16 protein-coding genes are annotated in these 21410 nt (G+C 48.8%); all 16 read left to right on the top strand.

The genetic code is table 11. The features are described 5' to 3' along the window. Positions 1–13: 13 nt before the first annotated feature. The 16 genes from ABU165_RS09090 to ABU165_RS09015 all read left to right on the top strand — a co-directional run bounded on the left by ABU165_RS09090 (position 14) and on the right by ABU165_RS09015 (position 21407). Positions 14–1696 (top strand): DAK2 domain-containing protein, encoded by a 1683-nt coding sequence (locus tag ABU165_RS09090; RefSeq protein WP_009795953.1) that lies wholly within the window; start codon positions 14–16, stop codon positions 1694–1696. Between the two features lie 99 nt (positions 1697–1795). Beyond that, complete coding sequence (gene recG, locus ABU165_RS09085) at positions 1796–3889, top strand: ATP-dependent DNA helicase RecG (protein WP_148950245.1); 2094 nt, start codon at positions 1796–1798, stop codon at positions 3887–3889. A gap of 108 nt (positions 3890–3997) precedes the next feature. Then, positions 3998–4567: a transcription factor FapR gene (gene fapR / locus ABU165_RS09080; protein WP_009795951.1), complete on the top strand. Its 570-nt coding sequence runs from the start codon at positions 3998–4000 to the stop codon at positions 4565–4567. Between the two features lie 37 nt (positions 4568–4604). Then, positions 4605–5606: a phosphate acyltransferase PlsX gene (gene plsX, locus ABU165_RS09075; RefSeq protein WP_318060177.1), complete on the top strand. Its 1002-nt coding sequence runs from the start codon at positions 4605–4607 to the stop codon at positions 5604–5606. Positions 5607–5638: 32 nt separating this feature from the next. Next, positions 5639–6586, top strand: a complete 948-nt coding sequence (fabD, locus tag ABU165_RS09070; RefSeq protein ID WP_318060113.1) for an ACP S-malonyltransferase — start codon at positions 5639–5641, stop codon at positions 6584–6586. Next, a complete protein-coding gene (gene fabG, locus ABU165_RS09065; protein WP_094767483.1) occupies positions 6583–7326 on the top strand; it encodes a 3-oxoacyl-[acyl-carrier-protein] reductase in 744 nt (247 codons plus the stop codon). Before fabD ends, fabG begins: the two co-directional genes overlap by 4 nt. A gap of 94 nt (positions 7327–7420) precedes the next feature. Next, positions 7421–7654 carry an acyl carrier protein gene (locus tag ABU165_RS09060; RefSeq protein ID WP_009795947.1) on the top strand — a complete coding sequence of 78 codons (234 nt, stop codon included), beginning with the start codon at positions 7421–7423 and terminating at the stop codon, positions 7652–7654. Positions 7655–7883: 229 nt separating this feature from the next. After that, positions 7884–8663, top strand: coding sequence for a ribonuclease III (gene rnc / locus ABU165_RS09055; protein WP_009795945.1), 780 nt, complete (start codon positions 7884–7886; stop codon positions 8661–8663). Between the two features lie 13 nt (positions 8664–8676). Beyond that, positions 8677–12243: a chromosome segregation protein SMC gene (gene smc, locus ABU165_RS09050; RefSeq protein ID WP_318060112.1), complete on the top strand. Its 3567-nt coding sequence runs from the start codon at positions 8677–8679 to the stop codon at positions 12241–12243. Positions 12244–12322: 79 nt separating this feature from the next. Then, positions 12323–13312: a signal recognition particle-docking protein FtsY gene (gene ftsY, locus ABU165_RS09045; RefSeq protein ID WP_009795943.1), complete on the top strand. Its 990-nt coding sequence runs from the start codon at positions 12323–12325 to the stop codon at positions 13310–13312. A gap of 509 nt (positions 13313–13821) precedes the next feature. Further along, positions 13822–16188, top strand: a complete 2367-nt coding sequence (locus ABU165_RS09040) for a hypothetical protein (protein ID WP_318060111.1) — start codon at positions 13822–13824, stop codon at positions 16186–16188. Further along, a complete protein-coding gene (locus ABU165_RS09035; protein ID WP_318060110.1) occupies positions 16188–17123 on the top strand; it encodes an ABC transporter ATP-binding protein in 936 nt (311 codons plus the stop codon). Before ABU165_RS09040 ends, ABU165_RS09035 begins: the two co-directional genes overlap by 1 nt. Further along, positions 17120–17959: an ABC transporter permease gene (locus tag ABU165_RS09030; protein WP_318060109.1), complete on the top strand. Its 840-nt coding sequence runs from the start codon at positions 17120–17122 to the stop codon at positions 17957–17959. The genes ABU165_RS09035 and ABU165_RS09030 overlap by 4 nt, the downstream gene beginning before the upstream one ends. Before the next feature lie 13 nt (positions 17960–17972). Continuing rightward, the gene (locus ABU165_RS09025) at positions 17973–19526 is read left to right on the top strand and encodes a hypothetical protein (RefSeq protein WP_318060108.1); all 1554 of its coding nucleotides are present in this window, start codon (positions 17973–17975) and stop codon (positions 19524–19526) included. A gap of 5 nt (positions 19527–19531) precedes the next feature. Beyond that, positions 19532–20548, top strand: a complete 1017-nt coding sequence (locus tag ABU165_RS09020; protein WP_009795937.1) for an AAA family ATPase — start codon at positions 19532–19534, stop codon at positions 20546–20548. After that, the gene (locus ABU165_RS09015; protein WP_022543709.1) at positions 20541–21407 is read left to right on the top strand and encodes a DUF58 domain-containing protein; all 867 of its coding nucleotides are present in this window, start codon (positions 20541–20543) and stop codon (positions 21405–21407) included. Before ABU165_RS09020 ends, ABU165_RS09015 begins: the two co-directional genes overlap by 8 nt. The last annotated feature ends 3 nt before the right edge of the window (positions 21408–21410 follow it).

Genomic DNA, 21410 nt, shown 5'->3' with positions numbered 1-21410 from the left:
GGAGGAAAGATTTGTGTCAATTACAGTTTTAGATGGAAAGCGTTTCGCGGAAATGGTGATGCAGGGTGCAAACCACTTATCCTCTAATGCCAAATATGTAGATGCGCTAAACGTTTTCCCGGTTCCTGATGGAGATACAGGAACCAATATGAATTTATCGATGACTTCCGGAGCGAAGGAAGTCAGGAATAATGTCCAGGCGCATATTGGAAAAGTGGGCACTGCCCTTTCAAAAGGATTATTGATGGGTGCCCGCGGGAATTCGGGTGTCATCCTGTCACAGCTGTTCCGCGGCTTCTCTAAAGCAATTGAGCAAAAGTCTGAAATTACAGCAAGCGAGTTTGCAGACGCGCTGAATACTGGTGTCGAGACCGCCTATAAAGCTGTCATGAAGCCGGTTGAAGGGACGATCCTGACCGTTGCAAAGGATTCTGCCAAAAGGGGTGTCCAGGCTGCGCAAAGCGAGGACGATATTATCAAAGTCCTTGAGGAAGTCCTGAAGGAAGCAAAAGCTTCGCTGAACAGGACGCCTGACCTGCTGCCTGTTCTGAAGGAAGTCGGCGTTGTGGACAGCGGCGGGCAAGGCCTTGTATTTGTCTACGAAGGCTTTCTTGCTGAGCTGAAGGGCGAAAAGCTTCCTGACGCACCTGCCTCTCTTCCGAGCATGGATGAAATGGTAAATGCCGAACATCATAAATCAGTCCAGGGGCATATCAATACGGCAGATATTGAATTCGGCTATTGCACTGAATTCATGGTTAAGCTTGAAGAAGAAAAACTGAACGGAAAAAACTTTTCTGAAGATCTTTTCCGTCAGGATTTAAGCCGTTTCGGTGATTCTCTTCTGGTGATTGCCGATGAAGAACTGGTGAAGGTACATATTCATTCTGAGCAGCCCGGAGATGTGCTGAGCTATGGCCAGAAATATGGCAGCCTGGTGAATATGAAAATTGAAAATATGCGCCAGCAGCACACAAACATAGTGGGTGAGACACATACCCCGCTAAGGACCGGAGAACCTGCCAAAACAAACGAGAAGCTTGAATACGGCATTGTAGCTGTGTCTATGGGCAGCGGCATTGCTGACCTTTTCAGAAGCATTGGCGCCCATGTTGTCATTGAAGGCGGCCAGACAATGAATCCGAGCACCGAGGACATTGTTAAGGCGATAAAGGATGCGAATGCCAAAAAGATCATCATCCTGCCGAACAACAAGAACATTATTATGGCTGCCCAGCAGGCCGCCGAGGTAGCAGAGGAAGACGTTGTTGTCATTCCATCCAAAACTGTGCCGCAGGGTATGGCTGCACTGCTTGCTTTCAACCCTGGTGCAGGCCTTCAGGACAATGAAAGCGGCATGAGCGAGGCTTTAAGCCATGTCAAGACAGGACAGATCACTTTTGCTGTCCGTGACACGAGCATCGACGGCCTTGAAATCGAAAAAGAAGATTTCATGGGCATCGCTGATGGCAAAATCGTTGTCAAAGATAAGGATAAAACTGAATCAGCCAAAAAGCTCCTCACACATATGATTGATGAGGATGCTGAAATTATTACAATCCTTAAGGGCGAGGATGCATCCGAGGCAGATTTGGAAGCCATTGCAGACTTCCTGGAAAAAGAATACGAAGACATAGAAGTTGAAGTGCATGACGGCAAACAGCCATTGTACGCTTTCATCTTTTCAATCGAATAGCCTTACCAGGAAATAGAAGGGGATGCCCCTTCTATTTCTATCTATGCAGGCAGTCAATGCCCCCGAAACTTGCCGAAGCTCCCAAATAGAGATCCCCGGATGCATCCACAGTCATATTCTCCTATAAAGTATAATCGAAATCAGGTGATTAATATGTTGAACGAACCAGTTACAAGTATAAAAGGAATAGGTGCAGAGACCGCTGAGGCACTGGCAGATATGAATATTTTTACTGTCGGCGACCTTTTGGAGCATTTCCCGTTCCGCTATGAGGACTACCGGCTTAAAGACCTGTCAGAAGTCAAGCATGAGGAAAGGGTTACAGTGGAGGGGAAAATCCACAGCGAGCCTTTGCTGACTTATTATGGGAGAAAACGGTCGCGCCTGACGATAAGAGTCCTTGTCGGCCGTTATTTGATCCAGGCGGTATTTTTTAACCAGCCTTACTTAAAAAAGAAGTTTGCTATCAATGATTCTGTCACGATTACCGGGAAGTGGGATCAGCACCGCCAGATGATTTCCGCCAGTGAAATTCATCTTGGGGAGAATGCAGCTTCCAAGGATTTCGAACCTGTATACGCAGTGAAAGGCAGCATTACGGTAAAAGGCATCCGCAGATTCATTGGCATGGCGTTCAGCCAGTATGCTGACAGCATTGTGGAGACACTGCCTGAGCGGCTTCTTGAGCAGTATAAGCTCTTGAACAGGAAAGATGCCCTCAGGGCGATGCATTTTCCGGGCGGGCCCGAGGATTTGAAGCAGGCAAGGCGCAGATTTGTTTATGAAGAATTTTTATATTTCCAGCTTAAAATGCAGGCGCTCAGAAAATTCGAGCGTGAACAGTCAAAAGGGATTGTCCAGACGTATGACTTGAAAAAGCTGAAAGAATTCATCGGATCGCTTCCCTTTCCTTTGACTGGAGCCCAAAAAAGAGTAGTGAACGAAATCCTGTCTGATATGAAATCCCCATACCGGATGAACAGGCTCCTGCAGGGTGATGTAGGCTCCGGCAAGACGGTCGTAGCTGCCATCGGTTTATATGCAGCAGCAACAGCAGGCTATCAGGGGGCACTGATGGTCCCGACAGAGATACTTGCCGAGCAGCATGAGAAATCGCTGAAAGAGCTGCTGGAGCCTCAGGGCCTGTCGTGTGAGCTGCTGACAAGCTCTGTTAAGGGAAAGAAGAGAAAAGAGATCCTAGCCAGGCTTTCGGAAGGGGAAATTGATGTTCTGATCGGTACCCATGCCCTCATCCAGCAGGAAGTCGAGTTCAAGCGGCTCGGATTTGTCATAACAGACGAACAGCACCGGTTCGGCGTAGAACAGCGCAGGGTGCTCCGTGAAAAGGGTGAAAGCCCTGATGTCCTGTTCATGACAGCAACTCCGATTCCAAGGACGCTTGCCATAACGGTGTTCGGGGAAATGGATGTATCTATTATTGATGAGATGCCTGCAGGCAGGAAGACAATCGAAACTTACTGGGCAAAGCAGGAAATGCTGGACCGGATTCTCCAATTCATGGAGAAGGAGCTTTCCAAGGGAAGGCAGGCATACGTCATTTGCCCGCTGATTGAGGAATCGGACAAGCTGGATGTCCAGAATGCAATCGATGTCCACAGCAATCTGACATTCTATTATCAGGACCGGTATAAAGTAGGGCTGATGCATGGCAGGCTCCATCCAGAGGAAAAAGATGGAGTGATGAAAGATTTCAGCCGCAACGAGATACAGATCCTTGTATCTACAACTGTCGTTGAAGTTGGGGTCAATGTGCCTAATGCTACCATTATGGTAATCTATGATGCAGAGAGATTCGGGCTGTCCCAGCTGCACCAGCTGAGAGGAAGGGTCGGAAGGGGAAGCGAACAGTCTTATTGCATCCTCCTTGCCGATCCAAAATCAGAGGTCGGGAAAGAACGAATGAAAATCATGTCTGAGACCAATGATGGCTTTGTTCTCAGTGAAAAGGATCTGGAACTGAGGGGGCCTGGAGACTTTTTCGGCCGCAAGCAAAGCGGCATGCCTGAATTCAAGGTGGCAGATATGGTCCATGACTACCGCGCTCTTGAAACGGCACGGAATGATGCATCGAAGCTGATACAGTCCAGCATCTTCTGGGAAGGTCCGGAATATGGGATGCTAAGGGAATATCTTAAAAATACAGGAGTATTCCATGGGGAAAAGCTTGATTGAAGCGGGAAGCAGACGGAGACAGAACGGAAAAGTTCTGCCTTGCGCTCTGCTTTTTTTTTGTATATACTGCTATTAGTACCTAGTCTTAATATCTCGGCGGTGGAGGATATGAGAAAAAATAAAAAAGAACGCCAGCAGCTGCTGGTTGAAACGATAAAAGATAATCCCTTCATTACAGACGAGGATCTGGCCGACCGTTTTTCAGTCAGCGTCCAGACCATCCGGCTCGACCGTCTCGAGCTTTCCATTCCCGAGCTGAGGGAAAGGATCAAAAATGTTGCGGAGAAATCTTTCGAGGATGAAGTAAAATCTCTTCCAATAGATGAAGTCATTGGGGAAATCATTGACATAGAACTTGATAATACGGCGATTTCTATATTTGATGTAAAAGAAGAGCATGTATTCAAAAGGAACCGGATTGCCCGAGGCCACCACCTTTTTGCACAGGCCAATTCACTGGCTGTCGCTGTCATAAATGACGAGCTGGCACTAACGGCTAAAGCGAGCATACAGTTTACCCGCTCAGTACACCAGAATGAGAGGGTAATCGCAAAAGCAAAAGTCGTTAAGATCGACAACAGCTCTGGCAGGACACTTGTAGAGGTTTCAAGCTTTGCGAACAATGAACTGGTTTTCAAAGGCGAGTTCGACATGTTCCGTTCCCACAGAGAAGCATGAAAATAATCCGTTAACAAGCAGGGGATGATGCAGAATGATGAAGATAGCGATAGATGCAATGGGCGGAGACAATGCCCCAAAGGAAATTGTACTCGGGGCCATGAAGGCTGCAGCAGAATTCAAGGACATACATATTACACTCGTCGGTGACGAAAAGAGAATCAGGGAGCATCTCACAGTGAGTGAGCGGATCGAAATCATCCATACAGAAGAGATGATCCTTGGCACCGATGAACCGGTCAGGGCAGTGCGGAGGAAGAAGGATGCTTCTATGGTCCTCGCAGCCAGGCAGGTCGCTGATGGCAATGCGGATGCATGCATTTCAGCCGGGAATACAGGCGCACTGATGGCAGCAGGGTTATTCGTTGTAGGAAGGATTGAGGGCATTGAAAGGCCGGCATTATCGCCGACTTTGCCGACAACAGATGGCAAGGGATTCCTCCTGCTTGATGTAGGGGCAAATGTCGATGCCAAACCTGAGCACCTTCTGCAGTATGCCGTCATGGGATCGATATATTGCGAAAAAGTCAGGGGCATCTCCAATCCCCGAGTAGGCCTTTTAAATATCGGCACAGAAGAAAAAAAAGGAAATGAACTGGCCAAGAATGCATTTGGACTGATCAAAGATGCCGGACTGAATTTTGTCGGGAATGTAGAAGCAAGGGATCTTCTGGAAGGTGCGGCAGATGTTGTCGTCACTGATGGATTTACAGGGAATATGGTTCTGAAGACGATAGAAGGCACCGCCTTATCCGTCTTTAAAATGATGAAAGAGGCGATGACAAGCAGCCTGAAGAGCAAAATGGCAGCAGCAGTGCTGAAGCCGGACCTTGTCCAGCTGAAATCAAAGATGGACTATTCGGAGTACGGCGGAGCCGGGCTGTTCGGACTGAACGCTCCTGTCATCAAGGCCCATGGTTCCTCTGACAGCAATGCGCTCTACAGCGCAGTCAGGCAGACACGTGAAATGGTGCAGAATAATGTGGCGGAAACAATAAAGGCAGCAGCAGGAAAGCTGTCTGTAACAGGCAGGGAATAGCCTGCAGATTTCTTTGAAAAGGAGAAGAGAAAATGGGGAAAATTGCATTTTTATTTCCTGGCCAGGGCTCTCAGACTGTTGGCATGGGGAAATCTTTGGCAGAATCAGATAATAAAGTAAAAGCTGTCTTTGATCAGGCAGACCAAAGGCTGAATGATAAGCTATCAAGCCTGATATTCGAGGGGCCGCAGGAGACACTGACATTAACGGTCAATGCCCAGCCGGCGCTTTTGACGACAAGCATTGCCATTCTCGCTAAGTTCCGTGAGTCAGGAATCAGAGCTGATTATACAGCCGGACACAGCCTTGGTGAATATACTGCCCTTGTCGCTGCAGGCAGCATCTCTTTTGAAGACGCGGTGCATGCGGTAAGAAAAAGAGGCGAGTTCATGGAGGCAGCGGTTCCAAACGGTGAAGGCACGATGGCAGCAGTCCTCGGCCTCGGCAGGGATGAACTGCGTGCGGTGACAGAGGAAATTTCAGGGAAAGGATATCCGGTACAGCTGGCAAACCTGAATTGCCCCGGCCAGATCGTAATATCCGGCTCCAGGCAGGGCGTTGAGCAAGCTTCTGCAAAAGCGAAAGAAGCAGGCGCCAAGAGGGTCCTTCCGCTTGATGTCAGCGGACCGTTCCACTCATCTCTCATGAAGCCGGCAGCAGAGAATCTGCGGGGTGTCCTGGACAGCATCACGGTTTCCGATGCGCAAATTCCAGTCATCTCCAATGTCAGTGCCGCCGAAATGACGGAATCAGGGGATATTAAAGAAAAGCTTGTCCAGCAGCTCTATTCCCCGGTGCTGTGGGAGGATTCCATTGAAAGGATGATCGGCCTCGGAGTCGATACATTCATTGAAATCGGCCCAGGAAAAGTTTTATCAGGGCTTGTGAAAAAAGTAAACCGCTCAGCCAAAACATATGCTGTTTCAGATGAAGCAAGCTGTGCGGCTGCAATTGAGGCATTAAAGGGGGAACAGCAATGAAGCTTGAGGGCAAGTCAGCGATCGTAACAGGCGCTTCCAGGGGAATTGGCCGCGAAATTGCATTGGAGCTTGCAAGGCAAGGAGCCAATGTGACAGTCAACTATTCAGGAAGCGAAGCAAAAGCTAACGAGACTGTTGAAGAAATTAAGGCGCTCGGCCGTGACGCATTTGCTGTAAAGGCAGATGTATCAGACAGTGAGGCTGTAACGGCCATGATGAAAGAGACAATCGAAAAATTCGGAAGCATTGATATTCTTGTCAATAATGCAGGCATCACCCGCGATAATCTTCTTATGAGAATGAAAGAGGAAGAATGGGATGAAGTCATCAGCATCAATCTCAAAGGTGTCTTCCTTTGCACGAAGGCGGCAACAAGGCAAATGATGAAGCAGCGCAGCGGCAGGATCATCAATGTATCATCGATCGTCGGTGTCAGCGGCAACCCTGGACAGGCCAACTATGTTGCCGCAAAGGCAGGCGTCATCGGCTTGACAAAAACTTCTGCAAAAGAACTGGCTACAAGGGGAATTACCGTCAATGCAATTGCCCCTGGCTTCATCTCGACTGATATGACAGACAAGCTTAATGAAGAAGTGAAAGAGCAGATGCTGTCAGGAATCCCCCTCGGACGGCTTGGCGAACCTTCAGATATTGCAAAGGTAGCCTTATTCCTGGCTTCTGAGGACAGCCGCTACATGACAGGGCAGACCCTCCATGTTGACGGCGGAATGGTGATGTAGAAGCCTCTTCAGCAGACAAAAGAAAAAATTGTTAGGCTGGACATTTATTAATCTGCTAAAATGCTCTATAATGTCTTGAGGGGAGGTGACAAGCATGGCAGATGTGTTAGAACGTGTAACAAAGATCATCGTAGATCGTCTTGGTGTTGAAGAGTCTGAAGTAACATTGGAAGCTTCTTTCAAAGAAAATCTTGGCGCAGATTCCCTGGATGTAGTTGAACTGGTTATGGAACTGGAAGATGAATTCGATATGGAAATCTCTGACGATGATGCAGAAAAGATCGCAACAGTCGGCGACGCTGTGAATTACATAAAAGCTAATGTGTAATCGTTAGATTGAGCAAAGCTCCGTTTTGAACGGGGCTTTCTTCTATAAAGGCGGATACAGGGATGATTCACATGCCGGCAGAGCCCGTGCTTCCTGATGAATCGGCCCATTGGTCCAAGAGGCTGGAAGCTGCCTGGAATATTCAGGATGCTTTCAGGTTTTTTTGCGTTTTTAAGAATTATTACGTAAACTGATAATGTATGTAAACTATTAGCAAGGTGGAGGCAATATGCGCAAGAACAATAAAGACCAAGAGAAAAAAGCATACCGCGCGGCAGAAATGCAATTCAGGGAGTTCCAGAAGAAAATCGGGATTTCCTTTGAAAATGAAAAGCTGCTGAAGCAGGCTTTTACACATTCATCGTATGTGAATGAGCATCGGAGAAAGCCGTATGAAGATAATGAACGGCTGGAGTTTTTAGGGGACGCCGTACTTGAACTGACTGTATCCCAGTTTTTATACAAGAAATATCCCATGATGAGCGAAGGAGAGCTGACAAAGCTGAGAGCGGCAGTTGTGTGTGAGCCATCCCTGGTTACATTTGCCAATGAGCTTGAGTTCGGGAAGCTCGTCCTTCTCGGCAAAGGGGAGGAAATGACAGGCGGAAGAGAGCGTCCGGCTTTGCTTGCAGATGTGTTCGAGGCATTTATCGGCGCATTATACCTGGAAAAAGGGATAGATACAGTCATCGGATTTTTAGAACAAACGGTCTTTCCAAAAATAAATTCGGGTGCTTTTTCTCATGTGATGGATTTCAAGAGCCAGCTTCAGGAGCTCGTCCAGCGTGATGGAGCGGGTGCAATTGAGTATAAGATCCTTCAGGAAAAAGGCCCTGCACACAGCAGGGAGTTTGTCTCACGTGTTTCCTTGTCAGGGAATGAGCTCGGGACCGGGACAGGCAGATCGAAAAAAGAAGCAGAACAGCACGCGGCACAGATGGCGCTGGAGATTTTAAAATCCCATTTGCAGAATGACTCAACATCCCAAGAAAATCAACCGAGAAGCTAGGAGGGATATATCAGTGTTTCTGAAACGGCTAGATATTGCAGGCTTTAAATCCTTCGCCGAGAAGTCCTCTGTCGATTTTGTCCCTGGCGTGACAGCTGTTGTCGGCCCGAATGGGAGCGGCAAAAGCAATATTACAGACTCCATCCGCTGGGTGCTTGGCGAGCAGTCCGCGAAGTCCCTGAGGGGATCGAAAATGGAGGATATCATCTTTGCCGGGAGCGACAGCAGGAAATCGCTGAATTTTGCAGAGGTGACCCTGACCCTTGATAACGAAGACCAGTTCCTCCCGCTTGATTATAATGAAGTGAGTGTTACGAGGAGAGTCTACCGCTCAGGGGACAGTGAATTTTATATAAACAGCCAATCATGCCGCCTGAAGGATATCATCGATTTGTTCATGGATTCAGGCCTTGGGCGGGAGGCATTCTCCATTATAAGCCAGGGGAAGGTAGAAGAAATCTTAAACAGCAAGGCTGAGGACCGGAGGAGCATTTTTGAAGAAGCGGCCGGAGTCCTGAAATATAAAACAAGGAAGAAAAAGGCTGAGGCCAAGCTTCTTGAAACCCAGGAAAACCTGAACCGGGTGAATGATATCGTCTATGAGCTCGAAAGCCAGGTTGAGCCGCTGAAGATCCAGTCTTCCATCGCCAAGGACTACCTGCAGCAAAAAGAAGAGCTGGAAAAAATCGAAGTTGCCCTTACAGCCTTTGAGATTGAGGACCTTCACGGAAAATGGGAGGCTCTTTCCGCCGTGCTTGAAAAGCTGAAAAAGGAAGAAGAAGCTTTGGGCGGTGCGATCGGGGAAAAGGAAGCTGAAATCGAAGTGGCAAGGGCAGGCATTGCAGACCTTGATGAGTCCATCAATGATCTGCAGGGTGTGCTGCTTCATGCCAGCGAGGAGCTGGAAAAGCTCGAGGGCAGGAAAGAAGTCCTCAAAGAACGGAAGAAAAATGCTTCCCATAATAAAGAACAGCTGAAGAGAAATATAGAAGAGCTGGGGGAAAAGGAAGCTTCTCTTGAAGAAAGAAAAGCAATGCAGCAGGAGATTGCTGATGTTCTTCAGAGAGAGGCAGCTGAGCTTCAGAAAAAGCTGAGAGAAAAACAGGCTGAGCTGAAGCTTTATAGTGAAAATACAGAAGAAAAAATCGACTCTCTCAAAAGTGATTATATTGAATTGCTGAACAGGCAGGCTGCTTTTAAAAATGAATTTCAATATATCGGCCAGCAGCTGGCCCAGCAGGGAGCAAGATCAACCCGGCTTGAGTCAGACAATGAAAAGTTTCTTTCGGAACGAAAGCAGATAGAAGACCAAAAGAAAGAAATCATTGGCAGGCTTGAACAGATACAGGGCGAGCTTGAGGAACAGGTCCGCCTTTTCAAGAATGAGCAGGCAAAGACCGAATCTTTGAAAACGAACTATCAGAAGCAGGAAACGACTCTTTACCAGGCCTATCAGTATCTTCAGCAGGCCAAGTCCCGCAAAGATATGCTGGAAGAGCTGGAGGAGGACTATTCCGGCTTCTTCCAGGGAGTCAAAGAAGTGCTGAAGGCAAGGGGCGGCGCACTTAAGGGCATTGAAGGCGCAATCGCTGAGCTGATTGCGGTGCCGAAGCAGTATGAGACTGCGATTGAAACCGCTCTTGGCGGTGCGATGCAGCATGTTGTGGTAGCGAACGAAGAGAATGGCCGCAGCGCCATCCAGTTCCTGAAAAAGCATTCATACGGCCGGGCGACCTTCCTGCCGCTGAATGTCATTAAAGGAAAGTCGCTGTCACAGGGCCAGCTGCAATCGCTAAAGCTGCATCCATCTTTTATCGGTGCTGCCGCTGACCTGGTATCTTTTGATTCAAAGTATGAAGAGGTCGTTAAAAACCTTCTCGGCAATGTCATAGTTTCAAAGGATCTAAAGGGAGCCAATGAAATGGCAAAGATCCTTAATTACAGAAGCCGGTTTGTCACAATGGAAGGCGATGTTGTAAACCCGGGCGGCAGCATGACAGGCGGCGCCGTCAAGCAAAAATCCTCTTCTTTGCTCAGCCGGAAGACAGAGCTTGAAGAGCTGAAAGAACGTTTGGCCGAAATGGATTCCAAGACGCAGCTGCTGGAAGAGCAGGTGAGAAGGGTCAAGGGAGACATAAACAAGCAGGAAGAACTGATTGAAAACCTGCGCAGATCCGGTGAAGAACTGAGGCTGAAGGAAAACTCCCTGAAGGGCGATCTCCGGGAAGTGGAGATGGCTGAGAAGAACATAAATGAACGCCTTTCCTTGTATGATATGGATAAGTCGCAATCTGCCGAAGAGTCCCAGAAGCTTTCAGCCAGGAAATCTGCACTTGAGCTTGAGCTTGAGAAGATGCAAAAAAGCATCACTGGCCTGGAGGAAGAAATCGAGGTGCTCACACAGCAGAAAAACACTAGGATGACCTCCAAGGAAACGCTCATGGACATGATCGGCGAGCTTAAGATTACGCTGGCATCCAAGAACGAACAGCTGAACTTCGCTAAAGATACTTTCTCGTCCATTGAGGGAGAGCTGGCGGAAACATCAGAGAAGCTTCAGACCTTCAAGGAAGATTTGTCGCTGCTGTCATCAGAGCTGACCAGCAGCTCTTCAGGAGAAGAAGTGCTCGAGGAAGCCGCAAGGAAGAAGCTGAAAGATAAGCAGGAAGCCATCGACTTGATTTCTTCCAGGAAAGAGGAGCGCCTTAAACTCCAGGAAACACTTGAAGACCTGGAGCTTTCAGCCAAGGAGCTCCGCCGCCTTCATAAGGGCATGACTGAGAGCATGAAGGATGAGGAAGTGCGATTGAACAGGCTGGATGTTGAACTGGATAACCGCCTGGCCCATCTCAGGGAGGAATATCTGCTTACCTTTGAAGCAGCCAGGGAGGAGTATCCGCTCCACATTCCTGCTGAGGAAGCACGCAAAAAGGTTAAGCTCATCAAATTGTCCATTGAGGAGCTAGGGACAGTGAACCTGGGTTCCATTGAGGAATATGAGCGCGTATCAGAGCGCTATGAGTTCCTGCTGGCACAGAAGAATGATCTGCAGGAAGCGAAGGACACTCTCTTCCAGGTAATTGATGAAATGGATGAAGAAATGAAAAAAAGATTCAGGCAGACATTTGAAGGAATCAGATTCCATTTTGAATCTGTCTTCCAGGCGCTGTTTGGCGGAGGCAGGGCAGATCTAAAGCTGACACAGCCTGACGATCTGCTTAATACAGGCGTTGACATCGTTGCCCAGCCGCCAGGCAAGAAGCTGCAGAATCTGGGGCTCTTATCAGGCGGGGAGAGGGCGCTCACGGCAATCGCGCTGCTATTCTCAATCCTGAAGGTGCGCCCCGTACCGTTCTGCATCCTGGATGAAGTGGAGGCTGCGCTCGATGAAGCCAACGTCCAGCGCTTTAGCCAATATCTGAAGAGATACAGTGAGGAAACACAGTTTATCGTCATCACCCACCGCAAAGGGACGATGGAAGAAGCAGACGTCCTGTACGGTGTAACGATGCAGGAATCAGGTGTTTCAAAGCTTGTCTCAGTCAGACTTGAAGAAACCCGGGAGCTTGTTCCGCAATAGACAGGCAAAATATGCCGGAAAAGGGGTGTACGCTCTTTTTCCGGCGATACATACAGATGAATGAGAAGGAAGTGAACAGATGAGTTTCTTTAAAAAACTGAAAGATAAAATTACGAAGCAAACCGATACAGTGACAGAAAAATTCAAGGATGGCCTGACAAAAACGAGGGATAATTTTTCCGGCAAGGTCAATGATCTTGTAGCGAGGTACAGGAAGGTTGATGAGGACTTCTTCGAAGAGCTTGAGGAAATTCTCATTCAGGCTGACGTGGGCTTTGACACGGTCATGGAGCTTGTAGAAGAGCTGAGAATGGAAGTGAAGCGCAAAAACATCCAGGACCCGCAAGGCGTGCAAAGCATCATTTCCGAGAAACTGGTTGAAATATATGAGGGAAGCGGGGAAGCATCTTCCGCTTTGAATATCCAGGAAGGCGACCTGACAGTCATCCTGTTCGTAGGTGTGAATGGGGTCGGCAAGACAACCTCAATCGGCAAGCTGGCGCATAAGTTCAAGTCTGAAGGAAAAAAGGTGCTCATGGCCGCAGGGGATACTTTCCGTGCGGGGGCCATCGAGCAGCTTGAAGTCTGGGGAGACCGGGTCGGCGTCGAAGTCATCAAGCAGGCAGAAGGATCTGATCCGGCAGCTGTTATGTTTGATGCCGTCAGGGCTGCGAAATCAAGGAATGCAGATATCCTTCTTTGTGACACCGCAGGACGCCTGCAGAACAAGGTCAACCTGATGAAGGAGCTTGAAAAAGTCAAGCGGGTGATCGAAAGGGAAATCCCCGGCGCCCCGCATGAAGTATTGCTCGCCCTTGATGCAACAACAGGGCAGAATGCCATGATCCAGGCAAAAACCTTCAAGGAAGCAACAGATGTGAGCGGAATCGTCCTGACAAAGCTTGATGGCACCGCAAAAGGCGGAATCGTCCTGGCCATCCGCAAGGAACTCGACATTCCCGTCAAATTCGTCGGCCTCGGAGAAAAAATGGACGACCTGCAGGAATTCGACGCAGAACGCTATGTCTACGGCCTATTCGCTGACATGGTCGAGAATGCGGAAGAGTAAATGATAAAAGATCAGCAGCTGCAAATGCAGCTGCTTTTCAGTTTGGAGAAAAAGGTAGCATTAAAAGTTTTTTTTGCTGCCCTTTGCCTTTTATTCAGTAAGAACCAACTTGCTGCAAAATTAATTTGAAACCCGTTGATTGGAGTGGAAGGCACGTAGACTCCTGCGGGATTGCAGCGGCAGAGCTGAGACCCCGCAGGAGGTACGACGAGGAGGCTCAGCGCCGCCCCGCGGAAAGCGAAGTGCCTGGAGCGGAAATCAACATACTTCATTTGCGAGCAAAACTCTTTTTAAAATGTTCTGGCAGTCTGCAAAAACGCAGCCTGTTTTTTGTGCTTAAAAATGGTTTTTTTTCTCAATCCCTGTAGGGGAATCCTGATTTATTTCGTCTATTATACATGAGCCGGAAAGGCAAGGCCTGCAATAGATTTATATTTTCTAAGAATTGCAAACTTTTGCCGGCTCCTGTTCGTCTATTGTAGTGGAATAATAATCTGGGGGGAGTTTTTTTGCGTAAACATACAAAAGCAATCATTGCTGTGATTGCTGCATTGCTGCTGTTTCTTATCTTAAACCAGCCTGCTTATGCAGCACCGGCAGACATCAGCATTTCAGTAGAAGCAGGTCTGGACGGAAAAGTTAAAAGGGGAAAAGGCTTTCCCTTGACTATCAAAGCTGAAAATACAGGAGAGGCGTTCAGCGGGGATCTGCTGATTGATTTTCACCCTTCCTATAATTCCGGCGGAGCCATGAGCATCAAGGCAAATCTGCCGGAAAATTCTTCGAAAACCTTTCACATAACAATACCGGGCAATTCGGAGGACCACCCATCATCATATCAGAACCTCCCTGCCATCCACCTTTATAAAGGGAGCTGGAAGGACGGGAATAAAGTCAAGTTCTCCGGCGACACGAAGCTGAAGGCGAAATACATAGAAGGCGGAGAATTGACAATGGGCATTCTGAGCGAGGACTATGACCGGCTCAAGGAGCTGAGGATCCTTCCCTCTGCAGCAGTAGAGACACTTGAGCTGAAAAAAGAACAGCTGCCTGAAGAAGGGCTCGGGCTTGAAATGCTCGACTATCTCCTGCTCGACGAATTTGCTGTTTCCGACCTGACAGAGGCCCAGCAAAATGCCATTAAGGATTGGGTTGGGAATGGTGGAATACTGATTGCCGGTGCAGCTCCTGATGCAGGCCAATCCCTGGGTGTCCTCTATACACTTCTGCCGATGAAGCCGGATATAGAAGGGAAGTCTTCTGCCTCCTTTCTTGCGGATAAAGGAGAAAATGAGCCTCCTTTCAAGGAGCTGCCTATGTTTTACGGCCCTGTCGAAAATCAGGCGGAAATCCTCTCGCTTAGCGGGAATGTCCCTGCAGCAGTGAAAGCTGACTATGGAAGCGGCACAATCCTGCAGACTGCCTTTTCACTCGGCGATGAGCCGCTGTCTTCCTGGACTGGCTACAGCAGGTGGTTTGGCGGGATTCTGCAGTCAGTCCCTGCACCATCTGCCGCAGGAAGCCAGTATGGACCGGATATTTATGATCCGCTGACCTATGAATTTGCTGAAGCGAATGAATATTTCCCTGCTTCCAGCTTTTCAATCGGTCAGCTCTTGCTGCTGCTCATCGGCTATATAATCGTCATTGTCCCGATCCTTTATTTTATTTTGAAGAAGCGGGACAAACGCGAACATGCCTGGTGGATCATCCCTTCTTTGGCTGTGCTGATGTCAGTGGCCATTTTTGGCATCGGGGCAAAAGACAGGCTTGGACAGCCTCAGGTCAATCAAATGGGCGTATATAAAGCAGTGAACAGCCAGCTTATCGGTATTCAGGCGGCAACCCTGCTTTCTAATACAAGCGGTGAATATGCATTTTCTGTTCCCCGCGGGGAATTCAATGCGATTCCCAGCACTTTGAACAGACCGGGGACAGATCATTCCGGCGGCGGTGTCATTGAACAGAGCCGCAAGGAAACGAGGATTGTTTTTAATGCAGTAGAGTATTGGTCATCCAGGACCATATTCGGCAAATCGCAAAAAGAAAAGGAAGGCGGCCTGGAGGCTGATCTGACGCTTAAGGACAAACGGCTGTCGGGCACTGTGACAAATAGCTTCCCATATGATTTTGAAGAGCTGTATATATGGACCGGCTCGAATAAGATCAATGTCGGCAGCCTGAAAAAAGGTGAAACACTGAAAGTCGACGAAAAAGTGAAGAATGACTTTCTCACCGCCCCGTATATGTCGGGCGCCGGCTATGGCTATCCGGGGCCGAACCAGGATCTGGATCTGATGAAGAAAGAAAGGCTTGAATATGCTGCATCTGCCTTCCTTTTCTCAGGGAGCGGGACTGCTGAAGGCCCGATGCTGGCCGGACTTACGAAGGACAGTGTCATTGAGGCGGATCTTCTGTCCAAAAAAGAAAAAGTTTCGGGCCTGAATCTCATCTTTGAACCATTTGAAGCGAAGGTTGATTTTACAGGCGAGTTCTCCCTGTCCAATGAGGTGCTTGATACCGAGCTTGAGGCGGTGCAGGGCATGGTTTACGAAAAGAACGTCAATGGCAGCAAAGATCAAATGATGGCTGATGATGGGGAATATCAGTTCATTGCATCTCTGCCTGCACAAGTGAAAGGAAAATCCCTGGCATTCAGTGAGCTGTCCGTATCGACAAAGGCCAAATTTGCTGAATATGCAGTCCTGAACCATGAATCTGGCGAAATGGAGCCGTTCGAATCAAAGCTCACTATCCAGGAAGATATCGGCCGCTATATTGGCAAAGATGGAAAAGTGGTTGTCCGCATTATCAAGACATCGAAGGACCCTCAAATCACGATGCCGAAAATAACGATTAAAGGGGAGGCATCCTAATGATAGAGATTATTGATTTAACAAAGAGATATGGTAAATTTACAGCCCTGAACAGCTTGAACCTCCAAATAGAAAAAGGTTCGGTCTTCGGGTTTGTCGGCCAGAACGGCGCAGGCAAATCGACCACCTTCTCTATTCTGGCGACACTGTTGGCGCCTACATCTGGAACCGCCTATGTAAATGGCTATAATGTCGCTGACGAGCCGAAGATGGTTCGCCGGCAAATCGGCTATATGCCAGATTTTTTTGGTGTTTATGATCAGCTGAAGGCAGAAGAGTATCTCCATTTTTACGGTGCCAGCTATGGGATCGATTTCAAGGAAAGGGAAAAGCTTATTCCCCAGCTCCTGGACCTGGTCAACCTTGAGCACAAACGCGATTCTTACGTTGACCTGCTCTCAAGGGGAATGAAACAGAGGCTCTGTCTGGCAAGGAGCCTCATCCATGACCCGGAAGTCCTTATCCTCGATGAACCTGCATCAGGGCTCGACCCGCGGGCGCGCGTGGAAATGAGGGAGATATTGAAGGAGCTGAAGAACATGGGCAAGACCATTCTTATTTCTTCACATATCCTCCCGGAGCTTGCAGAAATGTGCGACACAATCGGGATCATCGATCAAGGGATGCTGGTAGCTGAAGGGTCAGTCACAGAAATACAGGCAAAACTGCGCGGAGAGAAACTGATCATGGTCAAAGTCCTTAAGGATGTGCACAAAGCCTTTACATTCTTTGAGGACACTCCCGGTGTGAGCGGGCTAAGACCCGGGGAAGGTGAAAATTTACTCCAGTTTGTCTACAAAGGGGATGATGCCGGCCAGATTGCTCTGCTGAAAAACGCGATAGAAGCCGGTCTTTCAATTGCAAGCTTTGCAGAAGCGGAAACCGACCTTGAAGATGTATTCATGGAAATTACGAAAGGAGTGGAACTTTCATGAAAAATTTTGCCGTAAATCCCGTTCTGAATAAAGAAATAAAACTGCGGTTCCGCTCGTTCAAGAGCTTTCTCGGCGTATTATTTTATCTCCTGGCATTAGGAGTTATTATATTGGGTTTCATTTTTATTAATATGATGTCGAACAGCCAGGGGTATTTCAAGCCTGACCAGAGCAGGGAGATGTTCATTGTCCTGTCCTTTCTGCAGCTTGCCCTGATATTGTTCATTACACCCGGGCTGACAGCAGGGGTCATCAGCAGTGAAAGAGAGAGGCAGACCCTTAATATCATGCTGACGACGACACAGAGCTCCGCGAGCATCATCATCAGCAAGCTCGTATCTGCTATTTCCTTCCTGCTCCTGCTTATCATAGCCAGCCTTCCGCTTTACAGCATCGTATTCCTGTTTGGAGGGGTATCTCCTGGACAGGTGGCCCTGACACTCGGATTCTATATCTTTACGATCATGGTTTACGGCAGCCTTGGGGTATTGTTTTCAACGCTGATCCGGAAAACAGTCGTTTCTATGGTTACAACCTATGGGGCCACACTTTTTCTGGTCGGGGGAACGGCATTTCTGACGATGATTCTGATGCAGTTAGGGAATATGAATCCAAATGTGCAGACAGACAGCCCGTTTGCTTATTTTACCGCCATGCTGAATCCTGCCATGGTCCTTCTCGGCATTTTTACACCTGACTTTCTGAGGGAGCTTGCTAATGAGACAGGAATCGACTTTCCGCTCTGGATCGCCCACCTGATCGCAAGCTCGGTGATTTTTGTGCTGGCGCTGCTGATCAGCATAAGAAAGCTCAGGCCAAATATGAAAAAGGGATAGGAGTTGTCAGCGTATGGCCAAACAAAACAGGGAGCAGTTCTTAAATCTGCTGAAGCCTGTCCGGCGCCAGCTTCTCTTTGCAGCTGCAATGAAGGAGCTTCAGCTTCTCCTTTTTTACGGAGGTGCCTCCATACTTATCGTCCTGCTTTTGGCCCGGACGGTGGTCATCACAAATCTGCCGGTATATCTTTTTGCAGCTGCTTTTGCGTCTCTATCTTTTTCTTTCTGGAGGTTCTGGATCCGGAAGCCGGGCTTTCGGGAGGCAGCTGCCGTTTACAACCGCTTTGTACCTGATGACAGGGTGCTTACGGCATACTCACTATTGAACAGCGAAGGGCTAATGGAGCTGCTGCAGCTTGAAGAGGCCTTAGCTTATATGAAGAGGGACCAGGCATCTGTCCTGAAACGCAAAAAGCAGTTCTTCTACCCTAAATGGTTCCTCGGAGCGCTGGCTGTTCTTCTCGCCGTTTCAGCCGCCGCTTTTCTTCCCAGCACGAAAATGGAAAGAGCAAGCCAGCTTGACAAAGAAAAAGAAATTGTAGAATCCGCTGAAAAACAGCTCAATGAAAAAGCAGAGAAAGAGAAGAATCCGGAAACAAGGAAGCTGATAGAGGAAACGGCAGAAGAAATCAGCAAGCTTGACTCTGCCGCAGAGGCTTTGAAAGAGCTTGAAAAAAAGAATAAGTCGCTGGAGCTGCAGAAAATGAAGGAGCAGGAAAGGCAAAGGAAGCTAGAAGAAACTAAAAGCCGGCTTGATAATGCCGGCTTAAGCTCCCTTGCGGCTGCACTGGATAACAAAGACCTGAACAAAGCGATGGATGAGCTGAAGGAACTGCAGAAAAATCTGGAGGAACTTTCAGATAAGCAAAAAGAAGCTCTCCAGGAGCTGGCTCAAAAGGACGGGCCTTTGACAGATGAAGAGCTCGATAAGCTGGCACAGCAGCTGGAGCAAGCCTTAAACTCCTCCGATGCATTGTCCAGGCTCGCTGCCGCACAGCAGGCTGTCGGCCAGGCAGGGACAAAACTCCACAGCCAAATGTCTGCTAATGGAATGAATCCGGGACAGCTGGCTCTCTCAGGATCCACCGGACAGCCCGCCCCCGGGCAGAGTCCTGGCCAGAGCACAGGCCCGGGCGCCCAGCAGCCTGGCAAAGGAAACGCCGGGAATGGATCCGGAAGCGGCTCAGGCTCAGGCACCGGCTCAGGTTCAGGTTCAGGTTCAGGTTCAGGCTCAGGCTCAGGCTCAGGCGGATCGGGTTCAGGCTCAGGCGGAATGGGATCAGGTGCCGGACTTGGCCAAGGCTCGAGGGAGCTCCTGACTGTGCCGGAAAGGATTACGGGCCAGGTGAATACGGAAACTGATTCAGGCCAATTAGGCGATGGAGGGCCGGCCGGACAAAGCGAGGGAGCCGGGCCCATCCTGCGGGGGAGCGCCAGGCCGTACAGCGAAGTCTATGAATCTTATGAAAGATCTTACCGGGAAAGCTCTGAGCGCTACAAGCTGCCTGATGAACTGGCAGAAATCGTAAAGAACTATTTTACAAATATAGATCCTGATGGAGAGTGAGAAATATGGCGTCAATTGAAGAGAAGGCAAACCAATTTAAAGAAGCAGCTGCTATCCTGGATAAAGTGAAGGAAGAAATCAGGTCATTTATCGTCGGGCAGGAGGACGTGATCGATCAGGTGCTGTGGAGCATCATCGCCGGCGGCCATGTACTGCTTGAAGGCCTCCCCGGCATGGGGAAGACCATGCTGGTCAAGACAATATCGGAAAGCATGGATCTGAAGTTTTCGCGGATCCAGTTCACTCCTGACCTCATGCCATCCGATATAACAGGAACCATGCTTCTGCAGCCTGACGGGAGCGGGAAGCAAGCTTTTGTTTTTCATGAAGGGCCTTTATTTGGAAACATCATTCTCGCAGATGAAATCAACCGTGCGACGCCGAAAACACAAAGTTCGCTGCTAGAAGCGATGGGGGAAAAAACAGTCACAATCATGGGTGAGACAAAAATGATGGACCGCCCATTCTTTGTTCTGGCTACCCAGAACCCGATTGATATGGAAGGGACCTATCCTCTTCCTGAAGCACAGCTGGACAGGTTCATATGCAAAATTCAGGTCTCATACCCGACGAAGGAAGAATTGAAAGAGATCGTATTAAGGACGACAGGGACCCGGACTGCCTCCGTTCAAAAAGCAGCTGCAAAAAAAGATGTATTGGAGATCCAGGCTTTGGCGAAGGAGATTCTGGTCAGTGAAGAAATGATTGATGCAGCTGTATCGATCATTTCAGCCACACATCCAGAGTCGCCGGATGCAACGGGGATGGTCAGGCAGTACATCCAGTTCGGGAGCGGCCCAAGGGGACTGCAGAGCCTGATCATGATGGCGAAAGCAAGGGCAATGTCACAGGGGAGATACCATGTTTCCATGGGAGATTTAAGGAAGGCAGCGCTCCCGGTGCTCCGCCACCGCCTCATCGTAAACTTTGAAGCTGACAGCAGCGGCATTTCGGCAGATGAAATCATCCGGGATCTGGTCGAATCCAGAAATCCTGCCAGGGATGGCCGTCAGCATGCATAAAGGAGGCGGACTTCTTTCAAGGCTGCAGAAAAAGCGCCTGCAGGTCAAAACGAAGAAGCGCGGCGCCCATAAAGGGACAAGGCAGTCCAGCGGCTTTGGTTCTTCTCTTGAATTTTCCGATTTCAGGCTCTATCAGCCGGGAGACGATGTCAGGCAAATCGACTGGAATGTTTTCGGTCGCACCCAAAAGCATTATATAAAGCGGTTCCTCGATGAACAGGAGATTTCAGCTGCTGTTTATCTGGACACATCCTCTTCCATGCAAAGCATTGACCAAAAATGGAAGCTGGCTAAAGAATTGGCCGCCTCACTCTGCTATATCGCCCTTTCAGGTGGAGACAGGCTCTATTTCGCCTCTTTGCCCTCTGGAAGTAAAGCCTCTCTCAGAAGAAAAGGAGCCAATTACAGCAAGCAGGTATATGCAGAAATCCTCCAGCTGGAAGGTGCCGGAATCAATGAGGGTTATTCAGACCATTTAAGCCGTGCCCTGCAAAAAAACCAGCAGCTGTCCATCCTCATTACCGACACTATGGAGCCGCTCAGCGTTCTTGAGTCTGCAATGAAAAGGATAGGGGCCATGAAGCAGGATTTCTGGCTGCTGCAGATTCTGGCTAAGGAGGAAGCCGAGCCGAATTACAGTGGAGATATCAGGCTGATTGACAGCGAATGCAGTACTTCTGTTAATGTCAGTATGAATCCCGTGATTGTTGATGGATATAAGAAGAGGCTGGAAGAGCATGGCAGGCAGCTTGAGGCGGCCTGCAGGAAATATGGGGGGCAGTTTGTACCGATTACAGCTGACACAGACATTCAGACCATTTTATTGCGCATCCTGCCTGGTAAAGGCATGTTGAATTGAGGT

The organism is Cytobacillus sp. T106 (genome assembly GCF_040492155.1).
GTDB classification, from domain to species: Bacteria; Bacillota; Bacilli; order Bacillales; family Cytobacillaceae; genus Bacillus_AB; species Bacillus_AB infantis.
Note: the sequence above shows the minus strand (reverse complement) of the source record. Positions and strands in the feature narration are given on the sequence as shown.